Annotated in this window: 15 protein-coding genes and 2 pseudogenes; 5 read left to right on the top strand and 12 right to left on the bottom strand. The window is 46.0% G+C overall.

What is annotated here, in order from left to right; genetic code table 11:
• Nucleotides 1-84: 84 nt before the first annotated feature.
• A complete protein-coding gene (locus ACGE0T_RS07950) occupies nt 85-2994 on the bottom strand; it encodes a glycosyl hydrolase (protein WP_459189994.1) in 2910 nt (969 codons plus the stop codon).
• A 436-nt stretch (nt 2995-3430) separates the two neighbouring features.
• Between ACGE0T_RS07950 and ACGE0T_RS07945 the strand changes: the two genes are divergently transcribed.
• The 4 genes and pseudogenes from ACGE0T_RS07945 to ACGE0T_RS07930 form a co-directional block, all read left to right on the top strand.
• Nucleotides 3431-3757: an ArsR/SmtB family transcription factor gene (locus ACGE0T_RS07945; protein WP_459189993.1), complete on the top strand. Its 327-nt coding sequence runs from the start codon at nt 3431-3433 to the stop codon at nt 3755-3757.
• 132 nt (nt 3758-3889) lie between these two features.
• Nucleotides 3890-4714 carry an arsenite methyltransferase gene (gene arsM / locus ACGE0T_RS07940; protein WP_459189992.1) on the top strand — a complete coding sequence of 275 codons (825 nt, stop codon included), beginning with the start codon at nt 3890-3892 and terminating at the stop codon, nt 4712-4714.
• A 143-nt stretch (nt 4715-4857) separates the two neighbouring features.
• Nucleotides 4858-5622, top strand: coding sequence for a hypothetical protein (locus tag ACGE0T_RS07935; protein ID WP_459190439.1), 765 nt, complete (start codon nt 4858-4860; stop codon nt 5620-5622).
• Nucleotides 5594-5794 (top strand): annotated as a pseudogene (locus ACGE0T_RS07930) (MmcQ/YjbR family DNA-binding protein); the annotation flags it as partial. The gene ACGE0T_RS07935 and the pseudogene ACGE0T_RS07930, both read left to right, overlap by 29 nt.
• 45 nt (nt 5795-5839) lie before the next feature.
• On the opposite strand, the gene ACGE0T_RS07925 reads toward ACGE0T_RS07930, so the two are convergent.
• From ACGE0T_RS07925 to ACGE0T_RS07875, 11 genes and pseudogenes are all read right to left on the bottom strand, one after another.
• Entirely contained in the window at nt 5840-8956 is a 3117-nt protein-coding gene (locus ACGE0T_RS07925) for a glycosyl hydrolase (RefSeq protein WP_459189991.1), read from the bottom strand.
• Between the two features lie 41 nt (nt 8957-8997).
• Entirely contained in the window at nt 8998-10383 is a 1386-nt protein-coding gene (locus tag ACGE0T_RS07920) for a DUF3863 domain-containing protein (RefSeq protein WP_459189990.1), read from the bottom strand.
• 109 nt (nt 10384-10492) lie between these two features.
• Nucleotides 10493-13108 carry a tetratricopeptide repeat protein gene (locus ACGE0T_RS07915; RefSeq protein WP_459189989.1) on the bottom strand — a complete coding sequence of 872 codons (2616 nt, stop codon included), beginning with the start codon at nt 13106-13108 and terminating at the stop codon, nt 10493-10495.
• 30 nt (nt 13109-13138) lie between these two features.
• Nucleotides 13139-13695: pseudogene (locus ACGE0T_RS07910) on the bottom strand (DUF3575 domain-containing protein).
• A gap of 26 nt (nt 13696-13721) precedes the next feature.
• Nucleotides 13722-14048, bottom strand: a complete 327-nt coding sequence (locus ACGE0T_RS07905) for a hypothetical protein (protein WP_459189988.1) — start codon at nt 14046-14048, stop codon at nt 13722-13724.
• Nucleotides 14049-14066: 18 nt separating this feature from the next.
• Nucleotides 14067-14723, bottom strand: a complete 657-nt coding sequence (locus tag ACGE0T_RS07900; protein ID WP_459189987.1) for an Lcl domain-containing protein — start codon at nt 14721-14723, stop codon at nt 14067-14069.
• 30 nt (nt 14724-14753) lie between these two features.
• Nucleotides 14754-16535 carry a DUF4906 domain-containing protein gene (locus tag ACGE0T_RS07895; RefSeq protein WP_459189986.1) on the bottom strand — a complete coding sequence of 594 codons (1782 nt, stop codon included), beginning with the start codon at nt 16533-16535 and terminating at the stop codon, nt 14754-14756.
• A 30-nt stretch (nt 16536-16565) separates the two neighbouring features.
• A complete protein-coding gene (locus tag ACGE0T_RS07890) occupies nt 16566-18284 on the bottom strand; it encodes a fimbrillin family protein (RefSeq protein ID WP_459189985.1) in 1719 nt (572 codons plus the stop codon).
• A gap of 24 nt (nt 18285-18308) precedes the next feature.
• The gene (locus ACGE0T_RS07885) at nt 18309-20141 is read right to left on the bottom strand and encodes an Lcl domain-containing protein (protein ID WP_459189984.1); all 1833 of its coding nucleotides are present in this window, start codon (nt 20139-20141) and stop codon (nt 18309-18311) included.
• 41 nt (nt 20142-20182) lie between these two features.
• On the bottom strand, nt 20183-21085 hold the full coding sequence (locus tag ACGE0T_RS07880; RefSeq protein WP_459189983.1) for a FimB/Mfa2 family fimbrial subunit: 903 nt from the start codon (nt 21083-21085) through the stop codon (nt 20183-20185).
• A 135-nt stretch (nt 21086-21220) separates the two neighbouring features.
• A complete protein-coding gene (locus tag ACGE0T_RS07875; RefSeq protein WP_459189982.1) occupies nt 21221-22471 on the bottom strand; it encodes a fimbrial protein in 1251 nt (416 codons plus the stop codon).
• Between the two features lie 294 nt (nt 22472-22765).
• Here ACGE0T_RS07875 and ACGE0T_RS07870 point away from each other — a divergent pair, with 294 nt between their 5' ends.
• The gene (locus tag ACGE0T_RS07870; RefSeq protein ID WP_459189981.1) at nt 22766-23644 is read left to right on the top strand and encodes a helix-turn-helix domain-containing protein; all 879 of its coding nucleotides are present in this window, start codon (nt 22766-22768) and stop codon (nt 23642-23644) included.
• Nucleotides 23645-23862: the final 218 nt, after the last annotated feature.

Raw genomic sequence — 23862 nt, 5'->3', positions numbered from 1 at the left:
GATTTAAGAACCTTTAGCTCACCCATTTTGATTTCTTACGGTGAGCTAAAGGTCCGTATTGATAGCGTTCAAACGATAGAATATTTATGGACAGCTAATGGATACTAATTGTACCGGTCCTAATAATCCGGAGTCAAGTAGAGGCGTCATACCCGTGGTCATGTCAAAACGGAATCTATCATGGGTTCTCGTAAGACGTTTTTCCTCCGGTAGGTTAAGATCACCGATTACCCGGTTCGTCCATAAATTAACAACGTCTATTTCCAACTTGTTTCCTTTTGCCTTTATGGCATCCGTAATCTCCACACGCCATGGGTAGCACCAGAGAGTACCGATATCCTTCCCGTTGAGGCGTACTTCAGCTACATTGCGGACATCTCCCAGATCCAAAAACAGAGGGTGGTTTTTATCTATGGATTCATCCGTCAGATCGAAGGTTTTAGAATAGGTTGCTTTACCTGAATAGAACTTCACTCCATCGTCAGGATGTTGCGTCCAGCTTACTAATTCGGAAAATTCAGTATGAGCAGGACCGCCCCAAGCCGAATCAAATGCCACATTCCAGGGACCTGAAAGAGATTGTACTGTAATGGGCCTGGAGAAGTTCTCTTCCGCTTTTCCTGCGGTTGTTTGTGTTATTGATTTACGGAATACAATGAAATAAGATCCGAACCGGTCCAGTTCCAACGGCAATGTAGTGCAGCCATCAGCCTGGCGGAAAGCTTTTGCATCCCACATTTCACCGTTAACCGGATTCCATATTTCAGGCTGCTTACCGGTAATACGGAATGTGAAATCAGCCCGTTCCGTCTGATTCCTGCGATTTATCACAAAATAGATTTCCGCATCAGGGGTTGTACGGTGAATATAGTCGAACTTCTCAGGATCCGTATCCTGGCCGTTAAACTTGAAATCCGGCTGAATGCCATCTGCTAAAAGAATTTCGCGCGGTGTCTTGCCCCAGATAACACGCCCTTTCCCAAAATTACGTTCCGTGCGGGTCTTACCGTCCAGGTCGCCCCATATTTCTGCTACAATTTCCTGTACCTGACGATCCGATTCCCCGGCATTGGTCACATCACCGGATGTTTTGGGCGGTGCTCCGACAAGCGTAACGCCATTGCGAACCAGTTCACGGATTTTCTGAATCACCGCTACTGACATCTCTGTGGATGGAACCGGAGAAACATCTAAACGCTGAAAGCCACCCACCAAGCGGGATATATCCTCAGAAGGCGAAGTACAGTTTTGCAATACCAACAACCGGTAACTCGTTCCATCAGGAAGTATAACCTTGCCGTTCCCGGCAGACATTCTTGTTAACAGCACTTCCGCATTGACATAATCGCAATCGTAACCTGCACCAAGACCGGGAACCAAGTATTTGGGAGGTGCCAGCGTCGGTGGACGTTCTCCCAGATAAAAACAAACATCACCTACAAAGTTGCCTTCCTGTAACAGATACTGGCAACGGGAAAGATATGAGAAAAACTCTGCAGACTGCTCCCACCAGGTGATGTTCGGTGTGAAATGCTGTCCGGCACAAAACTCATATCCCGGTTTACCGTCTGAAGGAGGCTGGCAGGTAGACTGATGCAACATCAACTTATTAATACCTTCACAGAAAGCGTCATTGGCATAAGGTTTCATTTCGGCAGGACCTAAAGACCAATGGGTATAATGGGCTTCCTGTTGCGTGAATGCTTCGGCCATCGCTATGCGTTTGCCATACACATGGGCTGCTGTGGCAGTCTGTTTCAGGTTCATCCGTAACCATCTGTCTTGATTATAGCCATCTGCTGAACGATAATGGCCGTTTACCCAAAACTCCCCGGCGGTAAAATCGCACCGGCCAAAGTTTTTTAACGCATCAATCGGAGGTATATCATTAGGACCACCGGCTTCGCTCCCCATAGCCATACCGTTTTGATGGCAAAGTTCGGCAAAATGGCCGTAAAAGTTTTCGGCAATGCAATCCTGGATCGTGCGATCGAAATCCGTAAGAAAACGGGCCGAGACAATAGAATCGACAACCGTATAACCGGCAAGTACGGGAAGATATTTCATTAAATCATACCCCCGGAATCTTTGGAACTGGTCAGGAAAATCCTGTGTCCAGGTTAATTTTCCACATTCCCAGCTGTCCGACCAGAAATAATCGATCTTACCTCCTGCCTTTTGCGCTTCTTCGATAAGTGGTTTTCCTAAATGATTGAAATGGTCATCTAACGCAGCCTTGCTCAAATAATCGATTTCGTATCCGTCGCCACCTTCATAGGTATCTGCCTGAGGAGGTCCGGGATAGGCAAACCATCTACTCCATAAATGCCCAGTCAGCGTGTAGCCTGTCCGCAGGATTACCCATTCCCCTTCAGGTACCTGCCAATCGAACGAACCATCCGGTTTCATGAAGCCTGTTACATCGATTACATTTTGCAAATCTGTTTTTTTACTGCCAGCTTCCACCCTGATTGCCTGTACACAAATATCATGATAGTAATTGTCGACAATTTCCGGCTGTTTCAGTTTTTCATTTACCTTTTTAGGGCCTGTTAATTTCAGTTCAGTCTGGACCACCTTTTTCATGGCATAATCAGGAGTAACCCACGGTCCCTGCATCGTCCATCCACCGGCAGATAAGTTATATCCAAATTCAAGATTTAACCTCTTGGCTTCCTTTACTGCATGCCGAAAAAGTTCCCACCATTCAGGACTTTGAAATTTCACGCCGGGAAGCGGGGCAACGCCGGCATACCCACCATTACACATCAGATTGACCCCATGGATGCCTTTTGCCTTAAATTCCTCCAAATCCCGGGTAATTCCTTCTTTATCCACCCTGTTAAAAAGCCACCACCAATAGGTGATTGGCTTCGCTTCGTCGGGTGGAGAGATAAAAGATTCTCTTAAAACATCGGGCTTTGTATTACATGCGGAAACGCAGCCCAGAAGAAAGACAAAGAAAAATAATTGTTTTAATAGGTTCTTTACCATTGTATTTGTTTTTTATAGAATTATTTTTTCCATTCATGGTTTTATATTTCAGTCTGTAGATACAAAAATATAATGTATAAATTCAACACAGTTATCAATTATGGCAGATAATTTCCGGTATTTGATAAAAAGAAGCTGTCTAAAAAGTATTTTCGACTCTGTTTTATTCGATACCTGTCTGATGAGCATTCATATCCGTAGTACTTGCCGGATATGCCTTCCCCACTCTTTTATTGGAAATCGTAAATAACGCAGCTAAGCCAGAAGAACACTCTCATTACTTGTAACACTACCGAGAGCACAATTATACTCTACCCGGTATAAAAAAGAGAAAACAAACTCAGAATAGTATAAAACCGTTAAAGAATACCTTTCATTTTGCCAATCAAAATATTATTCGTTGTTTTGCGAACAACAAATAAAGAAAGAATTTAAAATGAGTACAAAGCAATATACAACAGAGCAAGAACAAATAGCCCGTTTTGCTAAAGCGATGGGACATCCGGCACGAATGGCTATTCTAACCTTCCTGGCAAAACAGGAAAGTTGTTTCTTCGGCGATATTCACGAAGAGCTACCTATTGCCAAAGCAACCGTTTCGCAACATTTAAAGGAATTAAAGGACGCAGGTCTGATTCAGGGAGAAATAGAAACACCTAAAGTCCGATATTGCATTAACAGGGAAAATTGGGAACTCGCCCGGAAGTTATTTGCAACTTTCTGGAACAACATACAACATACCGATACATCGTGCTGTGAATAACAGCACCTTTTTTTAAAACAAACGTTCGTAGTTTTACGAATTACGATTATTATATCAATTCGTATATAAAAGAGAAAACAGACCCCCAAGAACAAGAAAGCAAACAATGTATTAATTAAAATAAAAGACAGTATGGAAAAAATAGAAATGAAGAAAAACCAGGAGTTGAAAGAGTTAGTAAAGCAACGTTATAGTGAGCTTGCATTAAATTCGGACGAACTAAAAGGTTGCTGTTGCGGCAAAAAACCGGCAAGCCCTTCGAAAAAGGTCTTTACTATAATGAGTGAAGATTATAAAAATCTAAAAGGATACGAACCTGATGCAGATTTAGGGGTAGGTTGTGGATTACCTACCCAATATGCAAATATCAATAAAGGCGATACCGTTATCGATTTAGGTTCAGGAGCAGGAAACGATTGTTTCATCGCCCGTGCGGAAGCCGGAGAAAACGGAAGGATCATTGGTATTGATTTTTCACCCCAGATGATTTCAAAAGCCCGTAATAATGCGATTAAACGAGGATATACAAATGTTGAATTTCTGGAAGGGGACATTGAAAATATGCCATTACCTGATAATACGGCAGATGTAGTAGTAAGTAACTGTGTCCTCAATCTGCTCCCTCAAAAAAATCTTATTTTCAAAGAGATTTACCGTGTTTTAAAACCAGGAGGACATTTCTGCATATCGGATGTCGTTCTCAATGGCGTTTTCCCAAAAGAATTTACAGATAACGCTGCCATGTATGCCGGATGCATCGCAAGCGCCATCCAAAAAGAAGAGTACCTGAAGGAAATAGAAAAAGCTGATTTTATAAATATCCGCATCGAAAGAACAAAGACAATTCTTATTCCTGATGACGTGTTATATGAGCATTTGGATAAAGATACAATCCGGAAATATAAATCGGGAAACGTCGGAATCTACTCGATTACTGTGACAGGACAGAAAGAATAACAGCTTAAAAGATATAACAAACTACACTTTTCGTATATTTGAAAGCGAAGAGACAGTATAAATCAATAACCACACTCATAAATCAGGGTGTGGTTATTGCCTCATTAGTAAAATCGATTCGTGATACGGAACTAAAGGAAAACATGAAACAGGTTGTAATAATCATTAGCATATTATGGAGTGTATTATTCGCTCATGCACAAGACCAAGAATCTATGATTTTAAAACAAGACCTTGCATGCTTGTTTGACAGTTTAAGCATGATTGGTATATTGGGTAAGGATTGTAGCCGGATAGATATTCATTTTTATGAAGCACGGAAAACGAGTGACAAAGATTATAAGATTAAAGGTATCAGCCGTACCCGATTATCTATTATCTGTCCGTTTGAAGGAAAAATTTCTATCGATAGTATTTCTTCCAATCCTCAAATAAAAAGTGAGTGTACGGAAATTGATGGTTTCATATATGGACATTATTGGTTTACAGAGCATGGAGATAAACGATATAGCGGCGTGTTTTCCGGTTCTTTTAAGCAAGCATATCGGATAATCGGGAAGCAGGCAGATAAAGGATGGAATGAAATACCGGAACTGAAACTGAACATGTCCGAATATACGGGCAAATGGAAATCTGCAAATGGAACGACAAAAGTTTGTTCGTGGGCAGATGAAGTCATACCCGATACCCCCAAAAACTTCTGCGAGTTCAATGATGCGGGCGAGTGGTTGGTATCGCCGCAATATCGTAAGAAGGGTTGGGAGAATCTATATAATGCCTATTACAATGACTCTCTGGCAACGGACGAGATACAGAAAGCCCGTGCAATAGAAGAACAAAAATGGTGGGTAGATAAAACCCCACCACGCAATACAGGAAGAGCTGCAAGCCAACTACACTGGTATTAAACCCGGTTGACATATGAATAAAAAATATTGGATCAGCGTCTATTTCAACCAAGACGTACCCGACGGGAAAATACGCGAACTTGTAAGAAATTCCTACGAGATAGTAGTCAAAAGCCTGACCAAAAAAGAAAGGGAAATGCTGCAATCAAATGAAAGCAACACTTCCCGTTAACTAATCTATAGTATGGCAAATCCGTTTGAATACAGGATTATGCCATTATTCCGAGGAAACTACGGAGAAATCATCCATCAGCCCGTAATCATGTAACTCATAGTCACAGCCAGGCGCCTGTTTGGATACCCCGTTCCAGTGCCAGGGGCCGGAAATGCCTTTTTCCGTGTTATAATGAGGTCCCAGCAGGTTCTTCAAACTGCCGATTACCCGGACTTCAATCCGGTTATTCCCCTGTTTCAGATAAGGAGTCAGGTCAAAATGATAAGGTTTATAGGCAATGACTCCCACCTTCTCCGTATTCACATAAACTTCAGCCAATGTCCCTTCCCATTTATTCAGGCGGAGAGCATAGCGCAACGAAGTATCTTTTACCGGATAGTCTTTGGCATAAGACACATCCCATGAATAATAAGGCAGTCCCTGTTCCTTCCAGCTTCCCGGTTTCAAATGACCGGCCGGTTCCCGGACCACCCAACCATATGATGCCGGTTCCAAGTCGAAATCACCCAACAGATAGGCCGGGGCAACCTCAGCATAAATACGCATCGGAGAAACACTCAATTCAACCACATTCACACCCGGTTTGATAAAATCGCCGACAGGATATACCCCGAAACGGCTGTCGAGCCAGGATTCTCCTTCGAGGGATGATACCGGGTTCCCGTTTATCCGGACCTTCCAGATATCCGGTTGTTCGGCTACCAGCTTCATCCGGCTTTTATCAGGCGTCCCTGCAACAATAAAATGATATTGCACCTGTATATCCCCTGTTTTAAACGTATCCTTTTCCACGATTGTCTGGCGATATTGGATAGCAGACTCCCAAGGGTCATTCATGCCGAAATGCTTAAACAAACGCCTGCATGCCTCTGGAGTATACAAATTCCGTTCCGCTTTCCCGTCTATTATCAAATCGCAGAAATCGAGTGTAAGCACATTCTCTTTCATCCGCTTCACTTCCACCGGTCCCGCCGAAGCCATTACTTTTCCATTGGCAAGAGCCGGCCGGGTAGCATATTTTCCCGTATTCGATTGGGGGCAGAATAAGATAAGGCTTCCGGCAGGCGGTAACTCGAATGTAGCCTCTGCCATGCCTCCCTCCTGCCTGTTAGGATATTCGAATAACTCTCCGGACATGCCATCCACTTCTATCAACCCCTTTCCGGCAACCGACAGTTTGCCCTTGGCCGTCTCAGTCAAAGATGAGTTTACCTGAAATACCAGTTCACCATCCTTATACGTCCTGCGTTGATGATACAGGTCATTTCCTGTAATCCCGGCAAAACGTATCTTGTCATTTTGCAACCTCTCTTGGATGACCCGGTTCAAATCGCTTTCCGCATACGTCCGGATACGCCCGGCATTTTCGTCCAGCCAGTTCTTCAGTTCCATACTTTCCTTCCCTTCCACCAATACAGGTTTTGAGAAAAGAACCAGCTCGCCTCCCGAAGCAACAAACTTCCGCAGCAAGGCAAAGGTTACGGCATTCAGGTTCTCCATCATAGGCGGAACGACCACCTGTTTATACCCTCTTTTACCTACGACGAACAAACCGTTCTTTACCGTTCCCCGGTCTTTGATAATATTTTCCGAACCCAGGTCATATTCCACCTGGCTTTTTTCCAAGCGGGTAACGAACTCCTGGAAATTTATTCCGACCTCCATCGTTTTCGCATGTCCTCTGATATAGGAAAAATACAGCCAGGCGGTGGTAGTCGGTTCCAGCACAAGAATTTCATTTTCCTGCTCGCCCTGGCTCAACAGCATCGACAGGCGGGCAAAATAATCGTTCTGCGTTTTATAATCGGACCACCAGGGAGAAATCGAATTGAACACCGGAGGATAATCGTATTTACGTGCCCCTACAATGGTCATATGCGATAAATGCTGGTTCAGGAAATTAACGCCCAGCACATACTCCCAGTCACCCAGCCGCTTCAGGTCCTCGAATGTAACATTCCAGCCTCCGCCGCCATAGGTTTCACTCAAGGTACGGGTATATCCCATTTGATTGGCAACACTCCGCAGCTCCTTAACGGCTCTCACGTTACCGAACTGAGCCTGAGGATGGGCATCATTAAACTGGTTGAACAGCATATCGATTGCCGGCATTTGATGCCAGGCATACATCGCCATATTATCTCCCCCATGTGACATATCAGGCCAGCCGTGTTCCCAGTAATGCCCGGTCCAATACATATTCTTTTTGTCGCAATAAGCAGACCACGGTTTCGACCAGCGGTCGATAAACAACTGCGTAAGCGTCTCCATATAATTATGGCGAACCTGTTTCCAATTGCCGGTTTCTTCCACCAGCAACGGCAATACGCTTTTCAAATCGTATCCCCATTGTTTTTGGAAAACCTCAAACAAATCGGGAGTCCACCTTACACCGCCGGGGCTTGCCACATTCGGCTCGTCCGTAAAGATACCTTTGATTTCGGTACCGAGCGCTTTCCCGAAATGCTTCTCATACCCGCTCATCGTTACATCGATAAACTTCTGCGTAACGCCGGGGTACAGCAAATCGACATAGGAGAAACCGCCATGCCAGTCCGCTTTGCCATAATAAGTCTTTTTGTAGAGATAATATTCACCCTTCCGGTTCTTGTAAGCGGCCAAATCCGAAGTAATATCCACAAAAGTATCCTGCTCTTTTTTCAGGCAGAAATAAAAATCCCCTACATTTTCGGGCAACATCTCCACTTTCTCATAAGCAAGCCCCTGTCCCTGGTTATACGATTCAGGCATCAGGGCCGGCACATGCCCGCCGGCAAATCCGCTGGGATAAGAGTTTTCATCATAAATCCAAATATCCAATCCCAGTTCTTTTCCGGTTTTCACACTGTATTGGTACAACTCGAACCAGTCGTCGGAAAGATAATCCGTAATCATTCCCGGCCGGGGATGCACGAAAGCGCCTCCGAATCCCTGCTCTTTCAATTCTTTCAGCATCCGGTCGATATCCGCATGCGTCACTTTGGTATTCCATACCCACAAAGGTGCGGAACGGAACTCCTTATCAGGATTTTTCAATTCCTTTTTCAGCTTTTCAAACCGCATTTCCTTCTGTTGGTCTGCCGACGGATACCCCGCCTTGCAACAGCAAAGCAAAGCAAGAAGGAGAAGGCTTCTGCCGATTCTTATATTTTTCTTCATCTGGTATTTATTTTAACATCAACGTCCTGCAACTTATACGATCAGTAACTGATATACACCCCATGCGCCCTGTTTTTGTCAAACAGGTACGGATAATATCTTTTGATTAATGATACCGCTTCAGGCGAAAGTTCCTGAATAGGTTTCGGTTTATCCTGCGGACGAGTCTGCTTCTGGTTCATTTCCCCCATCAGGCTCCAACGGCGAGTCATATCTTTCGGTTCCTCTGCTTTCAGGGTATAGTTGGTGAAGTCTATCACCTCTTCCCGTCCCCAGTTTTTCTGCCAGTCCTTGGTCAGTGCCAGACGGAAATCCTTGTTCATAAACCAATACATTTTCAGGTTACTGTCCGAGCCGCCGATACCCGATCCTTTTTCTTCAAAACGGTAGTTGAAAGAATTATCTTTGTAATGTTCGCGCCACAACAATCCAAATTCCCCTTGTGTAACGACTTTCACATCCGGCCAGTTCCTTTTTATCTCGTTCAGCCAGTCTTTCAGCCCGTCGTTCGGAAGGCTTTGTTCCCAACAGTTGGTCACCCATGCAAAACCGTTCAGTTCCAAGCCCCGGTCAAAGTGCAAAGCTGTCGTGTGCATCATCTCGGTCAATCCGGTCAGTTTCCCGTAAGCAAAAATAGTCTCTATCGGTCCCACTCCCATACGGCTATTGAAGCCACCATCAAAACCTGCCCGCCGTGCGGCAAGGAAATCGACACTCCAGCCATCGAGGTTTACACAATCGATAAAATCGCTTTTGCCCTGTGCCGGCTTGCAGAAATGCTCTTTGGAAGGATAGAACGGATAGCAAGGCGCCCCGTCACCATCCTGATTGTCGATAGAAAACTGGCTGAATATATTGCCTTGGCAAACATGTATGCCTTCCTTTTCTGCCAGATATTGTTGGTTTTCAGCCGAAAGGAATCCTGCCACAACACTTTTGGGACGGAATCCGTTGCCCACAATCTCGCTTACCTTTGCCAATCCGTCATGCAAATCTTTATTTACCTGTTCCCGGGTATTGTAGGCATTTGCAAAATAAGCTCCCGGAATGAAGGTGATATCATCCCCATATTGATGGTGGTAGGCCACCACCTGTTCGCGTATCTTTTTGTAGTTTTCCGTCTGATCGTGCAGTGCCAGCCAACTGAAAGCCCAGGTGATTTTTCCTTCCGGAAATTCCGCTGCGACGGCTTCCCTGAACTGCCTCACTTTTTCGGGCGTATGCAAGGCCCGTTCATCCCTTCCCTCATTCCTGTCACGTGCCACTTCAATCTGGTTCACCCGGATAATCGTATTCAACGTAAGAAACCGGTTCCCCATCAACTTATCGGCACGACCGCCTTCCTGCCCTGTCCTGTCTGCGGCAAACAGGCTCGTAGATGTAAAAAGTAGAGCTGATAAAATTCCAATAATACTTTTTCTATTCATGGTTTTATATTTAAGTCCGTAGGTACAAAAATATAAAACCTAAATACAACACTGTTGTCAATTATGGCAGATGATTTTCGGTATTTGACAAAAAAGAGGTGCGTCGCGTTCAATTCCAGTCATCTTCCTCTTCTTTAAAGAGCCCGTATTTCTTTACCAGTTCCGAGAGTTCCGGGTCAAGGTTCGCCCTGAATTTCATTTGCCCGTCCATCTCTGCCGCAGTGAGCAAGAGCCGTACCGCTTTTTCTTCATTCCCCAGGCGTGCCTGAAGGATGGCTTGCATGTACTTGTTTTCGGCTGTCTGGGGTGATTTCTCAAATATCCGCAAAGCAGCCTTGTCATAACCCAAAGACATGTAGGCGATGGCCGTATTCACATCATCATACGGTCGAAGTATTTCCAAGGCCTGTGCGTATTTACGTTTCTCCAGATATTCCACAGCCCGGACATACGCCGTATCCGGTTCGTTCGTATAGATTGTATCCTGCTTCATTCCCCTGCGCGAGAGGCTGAAACGGAAATCTACCGCACGTATTACCGGATAAAGTTTGTCTAACATATAAGCATATTCCGGCTTATATTGGCTTTTTATCAGCCATTCGCGCCGGTCGGGGTCCTGTTCACGGTCGATAATCCTCAGTATGGCGTCTTTATGGCCCTTGAAGTCCGGGTCACTCACAATCAGGCGGCGCAGCTTGTCCCAGTCCTCGGGGACGGTGCGTACCTTTATCAGGTCCGGCAAATCCGGAATTTCATCTTTCACTTCACGGTGAATAAGGTTGCCCGCCTCGTCCATCTCGACGGCGCTACCGACAGACAATGAATCATACAATACTGTAAATTCCTTTGCCAGCACGTCACGGATGGATTTTGCACGCTTCCGCGCTATTTCTCCGTTGAGGAGCCAACTGCCTTCGGGCGACGAGGAGGCGAAAAGCGTCAGGCTGTCTATCCTGTACACAGGATCGGTCATCAGCGTCAGAGTAAGGTCTTTCACTTTCTTTACTCCCTGCCGGTTCACGTCAATGGTTTCGTCCAGGTTGAAGCCGTTTCTCGGGAAGTAAAAATTCACGCTTGTATTGGCCTCAGCGTCCCGGGTGATGATTTTTCGCACATAGCGCGGAGTCTTGTCTATGAATTTGGTCATAGAGCTCACCAGATAAGTCAGCGTATCCGACTTCGGGAGCGAATATTTGCCTCCCCTTCCACTCAACACATTGCCCACCACATACACTTTCATACGCGCCGAGTTTTCATCTGCGGGCACCTTCTGCGAATAGATAAACTTCACCTGGCCGGCGGCATAGATCACCGTGTCGAGCTCCGCCTCCGGATTGAACGGGAAACGCACGATGTCATGGTATTTCTCGTCTTTCATCGTTTTACGCGCCTCGTTGCGGGCTATCTTCTGCGTGTTATAAAACTTTTGCACCAGGCCGGTGGAGTCGAGCGAATTGATATGCGCTATCCATTCGCCGTACTTTGCCTGCCGGGCAGCATGCCGCCGGGCAGGAGGATGTATGTTATACAGTTCACGTATCAGGTGGTATTGCGGGTAGACCGACCGAAAATGCTCGTAACGGCCGATATAATGCTTTACCGTTGCCGCTGAGTCGAACCGGCTGAGTCCGAGTTCCCTGGATGCTTTACAACCGGGTACCCGCAACGAGTCGGACAAGTCGCGGCGATAGGTGTACAATGCCAACTTGCTCCGGGAAAATCCTGCCTGTCCGCCACCCAGGCCATAGTATGCGGATATGCCCTCTTCCGAAAAGCCAGCCAATGACTTCCACGATGCCCTGTCATAAAAATAGGTTTTACGGGCTACCAGTTCTCCCGCCAGGTAGTTGGTGTGGAGATCCCATTTGCGGTTGAAGTAACGGAAACGCTCCCGCAAACCGGGCCACTGAGGTTGCAAAGTATCGTTCACACGCGCCAGCGCACGGTCGTACCGCCACTGTTGCCGCTCTATCATCAGCCGGGAGTTCTTCTGCATATCTTCTTTCAGCAGGCTGTCTCTCCGGGCGACCTGCCGGTTGAACATCTCGAAACGCAGTAACAGCGGATCCGGACAGCGTTTTTTGACGTCCTGTATGGCCCATAGTTTTTCCAGCCTGCGTTTATACCATTTCTGGCGTTCCAGATAGCGTTCAAAAGAACGGTAGTTTACGTAAGTCCGGTAAAAATTAGCGGAGTCCGGAATGATTTTCTTTAGATAACGGTCGTAACGCCGGTAATCCCATTCCTGCAATTCGCGGAAACGCCGGCCTGTAAAGCGGAGTTCCTTCAGCGAGTCGAGCACGTTCCCCCTCATCAGCACGGGACGGACGTTGACCATCCAGTCTTCCCGCTGCAGTGCTTTGGGCACCGTCACCACAAACTCCACGTTAATCATTCCGTTCCGCTCAGCCGTGTTGCGCGTGGAACTGGCCGACACCACCACTTCATCCAGAGCCATCGTGGTCAGGTTCTCTTTATGGATGCTGTCCCATTCGACGGACATGCCCACAGGGACACTGTCGCCTTTGGCGCTGACAAAGATAAAGTTCAGGACCGGAGGCTGATTGACGGAATCGCGTTTCGCCACCTCCACCGGCTCGGTCCGGCGGTCGGCAGGCAAAGCCAATGTCACCCTCGACTGCTCCTTATAGAGTTTGCCGAACGGCGAACATGCAGTGACGACCATTATCAGAAACAGAATATAGAAACTTTTGGAATTTTTCATACACCCGCGCGCCGGCTGAAAGGCCGGTTTTTAGAACAAATAAACAAGATTAAATGCCAGTTTCGGTATGGGAAGGAAATAAGTGCCCGATTTCACCTTATCACCGCAATGCCCGCAACGATATTTTGTGTAAGGGGCGACCAGCAGCCCCAGCCCTCCCTCCACTTCATGTTCCAGCGCTTGCTCAGCAGCCAGGAACGGCCGTAGGTCATTCCCGCGCCGTAGCCCCATCCCTGGTAACGGAAATCGAGCAGCTTGTCCCATGCCACGTTGAAGCGTGCACCCATGGCATACATGCTGATGAAGTCTCCGGCGTAGGGTTGCCAGAACCAGTAGCGGGCTCCGGGTTCTATCAGGAAATGTTTTATCTTTTTGGTATCGCTGAAGTTCCACGGATTATAAGAAACACTCATATTCAGCGTCCAGTGTTTATCCAGAAGCATGCTCCCCTCCACGTTGAACGTGGTGGTGGCGAGCTTCAGCGCATTGGACTGCACGGAGTAAAACTGGGCGCGCAAAGGAGTCGACAGGCCACCCGCAAACAGCAGGAAAAAGGATAATAAGCAATATCGTACGAATTGTTTCATGGATATTTCAATATAGAATATTTATATTAGTTTACTGTTAATTTCTCATGCCATTCGTCATACTTATCCCGGAGGCAATAAACGGCAGGCAGCGTTTCGACCTGTATGTACTCGTCTCCGACTAATGTGTTGTAAAATGCAGAAAGCCTGAGCAAAAAGTTGTCGGTCACGTGTACATAGGGTATACGCGCTTTATGCTCCGGAGAGGCAGCGGTAGCTTCCAATTCCGGATACATGAGGTTCACGTAATAGGCGGAATATCCAAAAGCCCACCATTTACCTGCTACATAAAACAGGTAGATATGATACCGGTTTTTGCTTTCTTTATCTATTGCTAATTTCGGAATTTCCATATTTATTTTTATTATGGGTTAATAATCACTCACACATCTCACCATACCGTTCGCCGTACTTTTAGCCTGGGTATCACAGTAAGGCATACCCTGCGCAAAGTCAAAAAACCAGGCTTGGTCCGCACCCTTTTCGGTGGAAGCCCAGTATCTTTTCGTCTTGCCGGGTTCTTCCATCGGTGTGCTCTTGTATATCAAGCCGATGGGTTTACGAAACATCCACATCAGTTGCAACTCGCGTTGAGTGGGAACACGCCATTTGCGCCCTGCACCCGGTGCACCTTCAGTGCCATACCAACGGCACCCTGTATTTGCAGTGGTGCCAAAATCCGGGGAATCATTCAGCCCGCCATCATCTACCCCTTGCATTGTCATCCAGTTTTTATTGTTGTTCCCCACATCTTCGGTTGCCACGATAAAGCGGAACGGTATTCTGTCATTGACGCTCAAATTTCCACCGTTTCCCTTGGAAACCTGATGCCGGATGGTAGTGCCGTTCCTCATCATCTTTACCCCGTTCCCCCATTGGGCGGCTCCGGCCAATCCCTCCGAATAAATAACGGCATATGTTTTTCCTCCGACAGTCTCTTTCTGAATATACTGCCCGAATACTCCCGAAGAAAAGCCGAAGCAGAATAAAACGCTCCATAGAATAGGATAGATTTTGAAACTCATCATCTTTATATTTCTTATTAGGTTACATTTCGTTTACTTAGTGCCTTCGCCCGCATGATTGGCTTTATCAGGATCCTGCGAAGCTCTGACAGCATGTGTGTTGCCAACAGCATCGGAGAACACTTTCCCTTCATTCGTAACCACAAAGGCTTTATCGGCACCCGGATCGGCGGTAGACGACCAGTAACTCTCCGCCAACTGTTCCCGCGTGCTCGAAGAAGAAATCCAAGTTCCTATCAGTTCGCTGACAGAAGGGAGATACCACAGAATATCCTCTGCCGGTTTTCCCTGTTCGTATCCATTCGTTCCCCGATAGCAGGTGTAAGCAGCCGCATAGTCTTCCCAAGGAACACCGGTCGCTTGCAACAGTGCGGTATTCTCACGTCCGTCCGTCAATGAAGTGGCTCCCAATTTGTCGAATGCTGCTGCCCCTGCATACCATTTCAAAGCCTTCTCTCCCGGCGTTGTGGTACCGGATGAGCTTCCCATCGGATAGTACCCATCCGAAAAATGAAGCTCTATCCTGTTCGGGTATTTCCATTTAACGGCACTCGCATCATCTACTGCCGGTAAAGCAGTGCCACCGGCATTGTATCCCGTAAGTTCTCCCGAGAAATAGCCCGGTATCAACCGGATGACATTGGTATCATCCGGACTGTTTCCTTTCAGGGTAATGTTGTAGGTCAGGTCGTAATTGGCGTACACACTGTAATCGGTCGTGAAGTTTTTTCCCAAAAAGAATTGATAGATAGAGAAATCTTTTATAACATTCAAATCCTCAGTGCCAGAGACCGATACCTTCTCCATCCCTATGATCTGGAGGTAAGTGCCGCCCGTCGGCGCGTTATCGCGACGGGTGCTCTGTGTAGAGGTTGGCACCGTCTGCTGGAGATTGACCGGGATATATAAAGGGGGCGTATCAATCACTGGATTTGCGGCCTTTGCCGTAGCAAGCAGTTTAGTCCAGAAAAGGCCGGATTTGTCAAACGAACTCTCTGAAGGGAAAACGGGTTTTCTTCCGATTACATTATAGTAGTTCTGCGTAGGGATATTCATCAAAGTCACCGCCCAGTCATGTTCTACCTCTACAAAATGCGGATAAGTCGTTTTTATATGGAATGTCACTCTTGCCACGGTACGCTTCAAAGAGACATATAACAGTTTGCCTGTAACGATTTCAGCGGCGATCTGGCCGCACATGACGATTCCTGTTTTCTCTCCTCCGCTATTCGGCAGAATCACCTTGTTTCTGGGAAAAGTTTCGTCACCCGTCGCCAATGTCATACATAAGTCCTGCAAATCCGCATAGGTGGAATTGCCCACCGTTATACCCTCAAACTCACTCTCATTGACGTTGGTTAAAATCACAACCATGTTTTTTTGCCCTGGCGGCGTAGGCATGATCTCCACCTCATCTGTCCTGATGGAACCATCCGGAGAAGTAAAAAATTTCTTTTCTACCAGTTTGCCATCCGGTTTCGTTCCGTCAAACTGGAAGCCCATATACGAATAAATGGCATTATCTTCGGTGATGGACGCAGCCGGCGACACAGCTGTCCTTGTGGCGGCAGGTGTCGCCACCACTTCCACATCCATTTCCGGCGAGGACATCCTGAGGACAGGAGGCATTCCTTCCGCCCGTGTTTCCGCATCAGACGAAGTATTATAATCGTCTATGCCGAAAGCTAACTTCACAGTAACCGGCTCTATGGTTGAAGACGTCCCGGAACCGGGCAACAGGCGGTCCTCCGTACATCCTCCCAAAGTCAGGCAGGCGATACATATCGAAGCCGTTATTTTTTTTATCCTGCTCATATCGTTCATTTGCATATTATAATCATATCATTAATTAGAATCACGGACGCAGCGCACGGAACACGAGATTGTTTTCTTGTCATACGGAGACAATACTACCGTACTTTCTTTAACCGCACCTTTATTATCAATATACAGCCCCCACGCCTCGTTTTCGTTTACTTCCGTACCGGTCCAATAGGGTTTATTTCGATTATCATCCAGACTAAAGCCCAAATCGGAAAGTGAATTCCCATTAGCCGATACCAATACTAATACTGCCCGCAACTCGGAGGCTCTCGGAAGTCTCCAGTTATGAAAACCGCCCCCGTTATATTTCCGGCACAGTTCTTTTGCAAGCAACAGCCCGTTTCCGTCTTCCCACGGGACAGGCGCAATGGAGACATCGTTTTTGGTCATCTGAAGCGCCGGATAAGCTTTTTCCTCCGTGTACACGTTTATATCATCCGTAATTTTCAGGCCGTCCTTGGGCAGTGTTGCGGGGTCCGGTGTATTAACACGCACATAGGCTCCGTTACCACCATAGGCCACAGTGGTCAGGTAGGCTTCATACGGATGCTCACCGGCAGTTAAATAGCCGGATTTTGGAGGATATGTAGTTGCATACGAAGCACCCGGATAGGTAGCCGTCGGCCAATACAAAGAACCGTTATTCAAATTCATCCACTTAGAATCTTGGTCTCCGGGAGGCGTTATATCACCTCCAAACTCACCGTTAATCACCTCTGCGTTCCAGTTCTGTATATTCAGGCCCAGGGCAGAGTTGTTAAAGACCAGGTCATACGTGTTTTTATATCCCTGCCTGAAACCAAATGATTTACGATCGTCACTTTGGTTCAGATAAATTTTGTCCAGGCTGAATATCTCATTAATTCCATTGATATTCAATACGAGGGTTATTTCGCCATTGCCGACTTTGGTATCCATGAACGAAGGAACCAGAAACTCGCAGGTGTAAACTTCCGTAGTGGACAATGCCACAGCAGGGTCTATGGTTACTCCTATCGGGCCGGCGGTAGCTCCATCCTTCGGCAACCCTGTTTCCGGGTCAATAGCTCCCTTGTTCTTAATCCAGCTACCCCCTAAGTTACCCAAAGTGATACTACTCAATTTGAACTCCGATCCTTTATCCACGTATTTCGTGATGTTAAGAACGATCCACGTATAGGCATGCCGGAAGTTTAAAGGAACAGTTGCCACCGATCCTTCGGACGGAGCGAACGGATAGAGGGTGGCGGTATTATAAAACAAATCCGTCTGTTTGAGGTCGGTCTTAGCGGAAAAATCAAACGGGATGCCGGTCGTATAGACATCCTTGGTAGCGGATGAGACAACCGGATAGTAGGCAACCACCTTTAATGCTTTGCCTTCCGGCCCCGCGGGAGTGACGCTTGAATGATTGGAATTGTCTAAAAAAGACCAATTCCACGGTGCGGTGGAGCCGGAGCGCTCCATGGTCGCTGTCATGTCCGACGAGCCTTTGAAAATCTCACTCCCGTTCTCACTTTTAGTGACGGACATCCCGAAAGCATAGGAATTTCCGGAAAAATCGGTTATGCCTGTAATACTCCTCGATTGGGCGCCCTCCATGTTTTCTATGGACGCATTGAAGTCCAGACGGACTTCCCTTCCCGGGGTATCCGGTCCCATCCCGTCGAAGGTATGGTTGTCACAGGCTCCTGCCAATAGTAAAGAGCAGGCTGCCAGGATGATTGCATGGGGGTAGGCATATTTATTCTTTGTATCCATATTTATTTTTGTATACCGTTTCAATTACTCATTACTCGCTCTCTGTCTCACGCAACGGATTTTCAATTTCTCTGTTTTCTGATGCGCCGATGCATATCCCGTAGTAGAGGTAAAATCGACAGCCCACGCCCAACCGGACTTTTTCTTTTCATCCTCTGTAGCATTGGGTACCTCATACTCACTCCCGCACCAATAAGAGCCGGACAGGGGTGTGAACCCCCGCAATTTTTCCAAACTTCCCTGATTCACATAAATAAAGGCCAGTTCCGAGAGCCGGGGAAGCCTCCAGTCGTCGTATCCGCCTTCTTCCATATCGCGGCATAAGTTCAAAGCGGTCAACGAAGTTCCGGTCTTCCACTGCGAAGTTTCATTACCCTCGTCGTCCACCAGATCGTTGGCGGAAACCATCAGGTTGGGATAAGTTCCTTCAAAGCTAAAGGCATTTTCCACTGTAGGATATAACTCCCCGTTTTGCCCTCCCGTGATATTAGGAGCATAAAAGCTGTTTCCTTCCTTGACATAAAAATTATTGTAGTCGAATGTTTGTTTGGGATTCTTACCCCAAGCATACTTCTTTTCGGGTATGTCAATGGAGGAGCCCGCAGCGTAAGTCCAGTTCACATTCTCTCCGTTAAAGCCCTGATAAATGAGGTAATATCCCGAGATGGAAGGAACAGAGCCCATTGCGGACGCTTGCCATGGTTCAAGAGTGGCTTCGAAGCCTAAATTCTTCGGCATGCTCTTGTACGCAAGTTCGGCGGTGGCATAGCCCGCGGCTTTCACGCTACTGATAGTAAACTGGTATATGTGGTTGCGCAGGATGTCCATTTTGTCATTGGGGGCGGCGGCGTTGTCGTTGGTAAAGTCCACCCGATAGTAGGACATATCCGGAGAGCCATTATAATAGCCACCTACGATAATGGCGAGGCGGTTGGTGTGTTGACCGTCATACACGCTGCCCCAATTCAAACCGGCTTCGGGCAAATAGATTTGGCCTAAACAATAAGTATTGTTCGTTATATATGGGGCGCCACTGTATGTTTTCGTGGTTGTCGTCCCGCCATCCACGCCGGAAGGACGGTCTATCACGATCTCATCGGATGAAGCGCCATCTGCCGTAACCGTATTCCAGCGGAAGTTCCCCATGACAGGCATATATGTATATCTCTGCCCTGCACGCCATACTTGTACTTCAGCCATCGTAAAAGGCTGTTTGCCACTGCCTGTATTCGTCCAGGATGTAATCGCACCGTCCGGACCTGTTTTTTTGGTGCCGACACCTATATCTATACGCGCTACGGCGCGAACCAACTTTGCTTCATTGTAAACGGCACCTTCCATCACTTGTACTGATTTGCCTCCGTTGGCCACCCCGAACATGGGAAACGGGTGGGCATCATCGAAAACAAGGGGACCGGGTTCAACTGCGCTCAGGCTGGCTTGCTGCACCTCTTCGTAGCTCTTGCCATACAGGCCATAAAGGAATCCATAATCAGGCAGGTTGGCAAGGATAACCAGTTTGTAGCTATCATTTGCCCCCATACTCTGCAACAAGTTGGCGGTATAGCTTCCGCTGGTATTCTTATGTCCTTCCGCCACGTAACGCAGGGTTCCGTAAGAATCTGCGTTGGCATTGAACTGAAGAATATAAATTGAAGAAATCTGCGCATCTGTCCCCGCAGTGCCCCCCGAAGCCATGCCGGTATCGGATGTCGATACGGAAAGCTTCACAAGGACGGGACCGTCCTGCTGTACATTATAACGGTCATCGTTCTGGCAAGCTCCCAGCAAAAGGATGATCCAAAGGGATTTCATCAGCCCGCTCAATCTTTCTATATATCTGTTATCTATCTTCATATTATATTCTTAACCTTTATATCTCATTAGGGATAAAAGAATCAATTGTATTCTTTCCAGACAACCGTTTCCCCCCAACCTGTAATTTCAACCTTTACATCCGCCGAACTCTCAAAGTTCAATAAAAGATTGGTGGTTTTGCCGACAACGGGGACTATCGGGTTGCCGCTGCTGTCCGTCGTTACGCTTTTAAGCAAAGACTGGTTGTGGTAGATGTCTATCGTGATTCCCTTACCGTTTATTGTAGGGAAAAGACGGCACATGGAGACTTCGAAGTCTTTGTTCGCGGCAAGGGTCATCGGCGGGCAAAAGGAAGCTGGCTCGCCTCCGTAATTACAGCTAAAATCCATCCGGCTGTAGGTTTCATGGATAACGAGCAAATAATTTTCATCGTCCGTACCGGTGAGCTTTTGCAGTCCGCGCAGGGTTATATTGATGGACGCCGTCATGCGGGAGATTTCCATGATTTGGTCTTCGACACGACCGGACGTTGTCTTGTTTTCTATTTTAAGCTCTCCGTGCATCAAATCGGCGGGAGAGGTAAACATGCTCTGTTCGCCTGCCTTTGCGGAGGCTAAAGGTTTCAACGAGATGAAACAGTCGGAGCATGAATCGCCCTTTTTCAGGGGGCAGAGGAGCATCGAACCGTCCTGCGCGTTGCACAAGCTTACGCAATGCAGGGTGGGAATACCCGGATAGTTCAGGATGACAGATTCCATATTATTCACAGGGAGTATGTCGAGCAGCAAGTCTTTGTCATCAAATACATAGAGGCTCATATCTTTTATTGCTTCCTGCGGTATGTCTGCAGGCAGATTCACCTTCAGCGGGATACCCTTGAAACAATCATCGGTATTCTCGGCTATGCACCCCGACAACAACAGCAGTGTGAACATAAAGTATAATATCCCCGGCACGAACCGGAATTTATAGGCACCTGTCATAATGGATATTCTTTCTTATTTTATTTCTTTGTAGTTTAAAATATCTGCCACGGACAGTGTCCGTGGCAGATGCTTATTAATAAGCATGCATGCCCTGCAGAAGGGACATATCGATCATACTATCTAATTCGGGAATTATTTCCATTCTTTGGAGATTTCCGTTGCAAGTACCCAAGTTGCTGCATTAACTGTAACCGCTACGGAACTGTTAACAGTCGGTTTGGTCGGATCTTCAGTACCACCGCCACCGCTACCGCCTTCGTTGGTAGGTTTAAAGTTACCGTTCAAAGCCAATTTTACAGTATATGCCTTACCTGCTGCAAGTTCCTCCTTGTCTCCGCCTCCGAAGTAGGTAGTGAAATACATAGGCTTGAGTTCTTCTGCTACTCCTTCCCCTTCATTAGCTTTTGTTTTTCTCCACAACACCTCAACTACGAGCGCTGTCGGATGCTTGGCAATGTCCGAAACATCGGTGTTTGCGAAGGTATACCAATGTCCTATATCCGAAATTTTATTCGTTACAGCAGTAAATTTATCAGCAGCGGCCTCTATGGTGTACTCATCATTGGGTTTGAACTGATTAGGTGCTTGACCTTTCCATGGATCACCCCATGCTACACCACCGGTATACTGTTTCAAATCTTGTGTGATATAGTCAGAGTTGCCATCGGTAGCAGGAAGGAAATGTGTCACTCTCTGTGCGTTCATCAGGTAGACGCGTGTGATAGTAAAGTTTGCATTAGTATTCGTGGCAAAATCATTTGCCTGGGCATATACATTGTCCTTTACACCTCCACCATTGAATGTAATTTCCGTGAGTTGTATTCTGGCTGATAAATAATGCAACTGTACTGTTGCTGTAGCTTTCATAGTTTCACCATCTTTAGCAAACTCACTCAAACCATCTATCCCCGACATATAAAGATTCGCATCCGTATGGGTTACGCCACCGGTCGGAACATCAGGAGTGACAAGCATATCCGACAGCACAGCCTTCAGGGCATCCTCACTTGCAACAGAGGCAAACGCCCCGCCCGCACCCGTCATGTCTCCGGTATTGGCTACAACCGCCACTTTCTTGGCGTCCGTCGTAGTTGATATCGAATTGGCAGCAGTTGGAGCACCGATATACTGCTTCGTAATAACGATTCCGCTCTGGTTGAAGATAAACACTGTAAGATTATTTACCGTACCATTTTTTGTATCCAGATCGCCGGGTATACCCGCCGCTTTGCTGGTCACCTGATCGCTATTTCCGACCAATTTAAGGATAACTTTAGCTTCCGGGGCATCGCTCCCACCACCTGGGATTCCATCGTCGTTTTTTGAACAACTTGCCAATGCCACTATCGCGCACATCGACAATAATAAACTTCTTACTTTCATTCGTAGATATTTAATTAATAAATAAGATAATAGTCCCCTATAATAACTCTAAATATAATTCCAAGTATAGCTCTATTATGAATAGAGAAATATTTGAATTAGAATTTGCTTAAGCAGTTGATTATCAAAATATTTTAATTGTAAGATAAAACGACATACACTTTATACGAATTATATTTGTAAAAATGGATGTCAATAATATTCTGAAAATAAACATATTATGACATCAGGCGCTGAAACAATACTGAAACAATACTGAAACAAAAAATAAAAATACATTGAATCTTCGGGCTTATGAACCATGAAATTTTACTTAACGAGTTGCTCTACATCGAGGAACACCGTTCGTGCATGAATTATTTAAATCAAGCGGAATCCGGTTTTAAATATATTGAGTTAGATCAAGAGATATTTATACAGAAGGAATGCGCATGTTGGAACTATTTACTCATATTTCTCGACGGAGAATTTATTATCAGCCAGGATCAATTCAAAAAGCGAAAGTTTAATGCAGGGACAATGGTTTTACTGCCTAAAATGTCTACATTCAGCGGTTGGGGAAGTGACGGCGCCAAACTGGTAGCGTTGTCGTTCGAGACGCCTCCAGGCAGTTGTGATATGTTTATACTACAATCATTGTCAGAGATTTGCAAAACAATTCAATATGACTTCCAAGCCACAGAAATCCGTTATCCGCTTGCACCTTATCTGGATGTACTTACTTATTGTTTAAAAAAGGGATTGAGTTGCAGGCACCTGCATGAATTAATGGAAAAAGAGCTGTTTTTTTTAATCCGCGGATTTTATACAAAAGAAGAAATTGCCGGTTTATTTTACCCCATCATAGGACAGGATTTTTTATTTAAAAAAATGATTATAGAAAACTACCAGAAGGCAGGCAGCATAGAAGAACTTATTTCCATTTCCAATATGGGAAGAAGCAGTTTTTTTACCAAATTCAAGACCGTATTCGGAATTACAGCCAAACGCTGGATTGTGAAACAACAGAACCTTAAAATATTGGATGAAGCAATGCATCCCGGCGCAACGGTGAAAGAACTGATGGCAAAATTCATGTTTGACTCGCAGTCTCACTTTACACAGTATTGTAAACAAAATTTCGGCTGTACACCCAGGCAGTTGATAGAACACAACGACCTTGAAAATCAATAAATACATATTTTTTTAACAAAATGGACTAATTGTAAAACTTGTTGGACTTTTATGTATATAGATGTATGAAAAAACAAGGTATTTTTGCAACGTGAATTCAGATTTTATACAATCTTAATTAAGAAGTGTGTCTCTATTCATAATAGATACGAATATTCACGAATGTAATGATATTTATTGAAAGTCAGAAATATTAAACATCAATTTAACATTTAAAT

This window comes from Parabacteroides sp. APC149_11_2_Y6, assembly GCF_054506995.1.
The sequence above is the reverse complement of the archived record's forward strand: the minus strand, read 5'-3'. Positions and strand labels throughout refer to the sequence as shown.

Excerpts from the sequence above, each read along its gene's own strand:
- ACGE0T_RS07900 (WP_459189987.1), bottom strand. The coding sequence starts at position 14,723 with ATGATGAGTTTCAAAATCTATCCTATTCTATGGAGCGTTTTATTCTGC.
- ACGE0T_RS07915 (WP_459189989.1), bottom strand. The coding sequence starts at position 13,108 with ATGAAAAATTCCAAAAGTTTCTATATTCTGTTTCTGATAATGGTCGTC.
- arsM (WP_459189992.1), top strand. The coding sequence starts at position 3,890 with ATGGAAAAAATAGAAATGAAGAAAAACCAGGAGTTGAAAGAGTTAGTA.
- ACGE0T_RS07885 (WP_459189984.1), bottom strand. The coding sequence starts at position 20,141 with ATGAAGATAGATAACAGATATATAGAAAGATTGAGCGGGCTGATGAAA.
- ACGE0T_RS07880 (WP_459189983.1), bottom strand. The coding sequence starts at position 21,085 with ATGACAGGTGCCTATAAATTCCGGTTCGTGCCGGGGATATTATACTTT.
- ACGE0T_RS07935 (WP_459190439.1), top strand. The coding sequence starts at position 4,858 with ATGAAACAGGTTGTAATAATCATTAGCATATTATGGAGTGTATTATTC.
- ACGE0T_RS07895 (WP_459189986.1), bottom strand. The coding sequence starts at position 16,535 with ATGAGCAGGATAAAAAAAATAACGGCTTCGATATGTATCGCCTGCCTG.
- ACGE0T_RS07890 (WP_459189985.1), bottom strand. The coding sequence starts at position 18,284 with ATGGATACAAAGAATAAATATGCCTACCCCCATGCAATCATCCTGGCA.
- ACGE0T_RS07875 (WP_459189982.1), bottom strand. The coding sequence starts at position 22,471 with ATGAAAGTAAGAAGTTTATTATTGTCGATGTGCGCGATAGTGGCATTG.
- ACGE0T_RS07920 (WP_459189990.1), bottom strand. The coding sequence starts at position 10,383 with ATGAATAGAAAAAGTATTATTGGAATTTTATCAGCTCTACTTTTTACA.
- ACGE0T_RS07925 (WP_459189991.1), bottom strand. The coding sequence starts at position 8,956 with ATGAAGAAAAATATAAGAATCGGCAGAAGCCTTCTCCTTCTTGCTTTG.
- ACGE0T_RS07950 (WP_459189994.1), bottom strand. The coding sequence starts at position 2,994 with ATGGTAAAGAACCTATTAAAACAATTATTTTTCTTTGTCTTTCTTCTG.
- ACGE0T_RS07945 (WP_459189993.1), top strand. The coding sequence starts at position 3,431 with ATGAGTACAAAGCAATATACAACAGAGCAAGAACAAATAGCCCGTTTT.
- ACGE0T_RS07905 (WP_459189988.1), bottom strand. The coding sequence starts at position 14,048 with ATGGAAATTCCGAAATTAGCAATAGATAAAGAAAGCAAAAACCGGTAT.
- ACGE0T_RS07870 (WP_459189981.1), top strand. The coding sequence starts at position 22,766 with ATGAACCATGAAATTTTACTTAACGAGTTGCTCTACATCGAGGAACAC.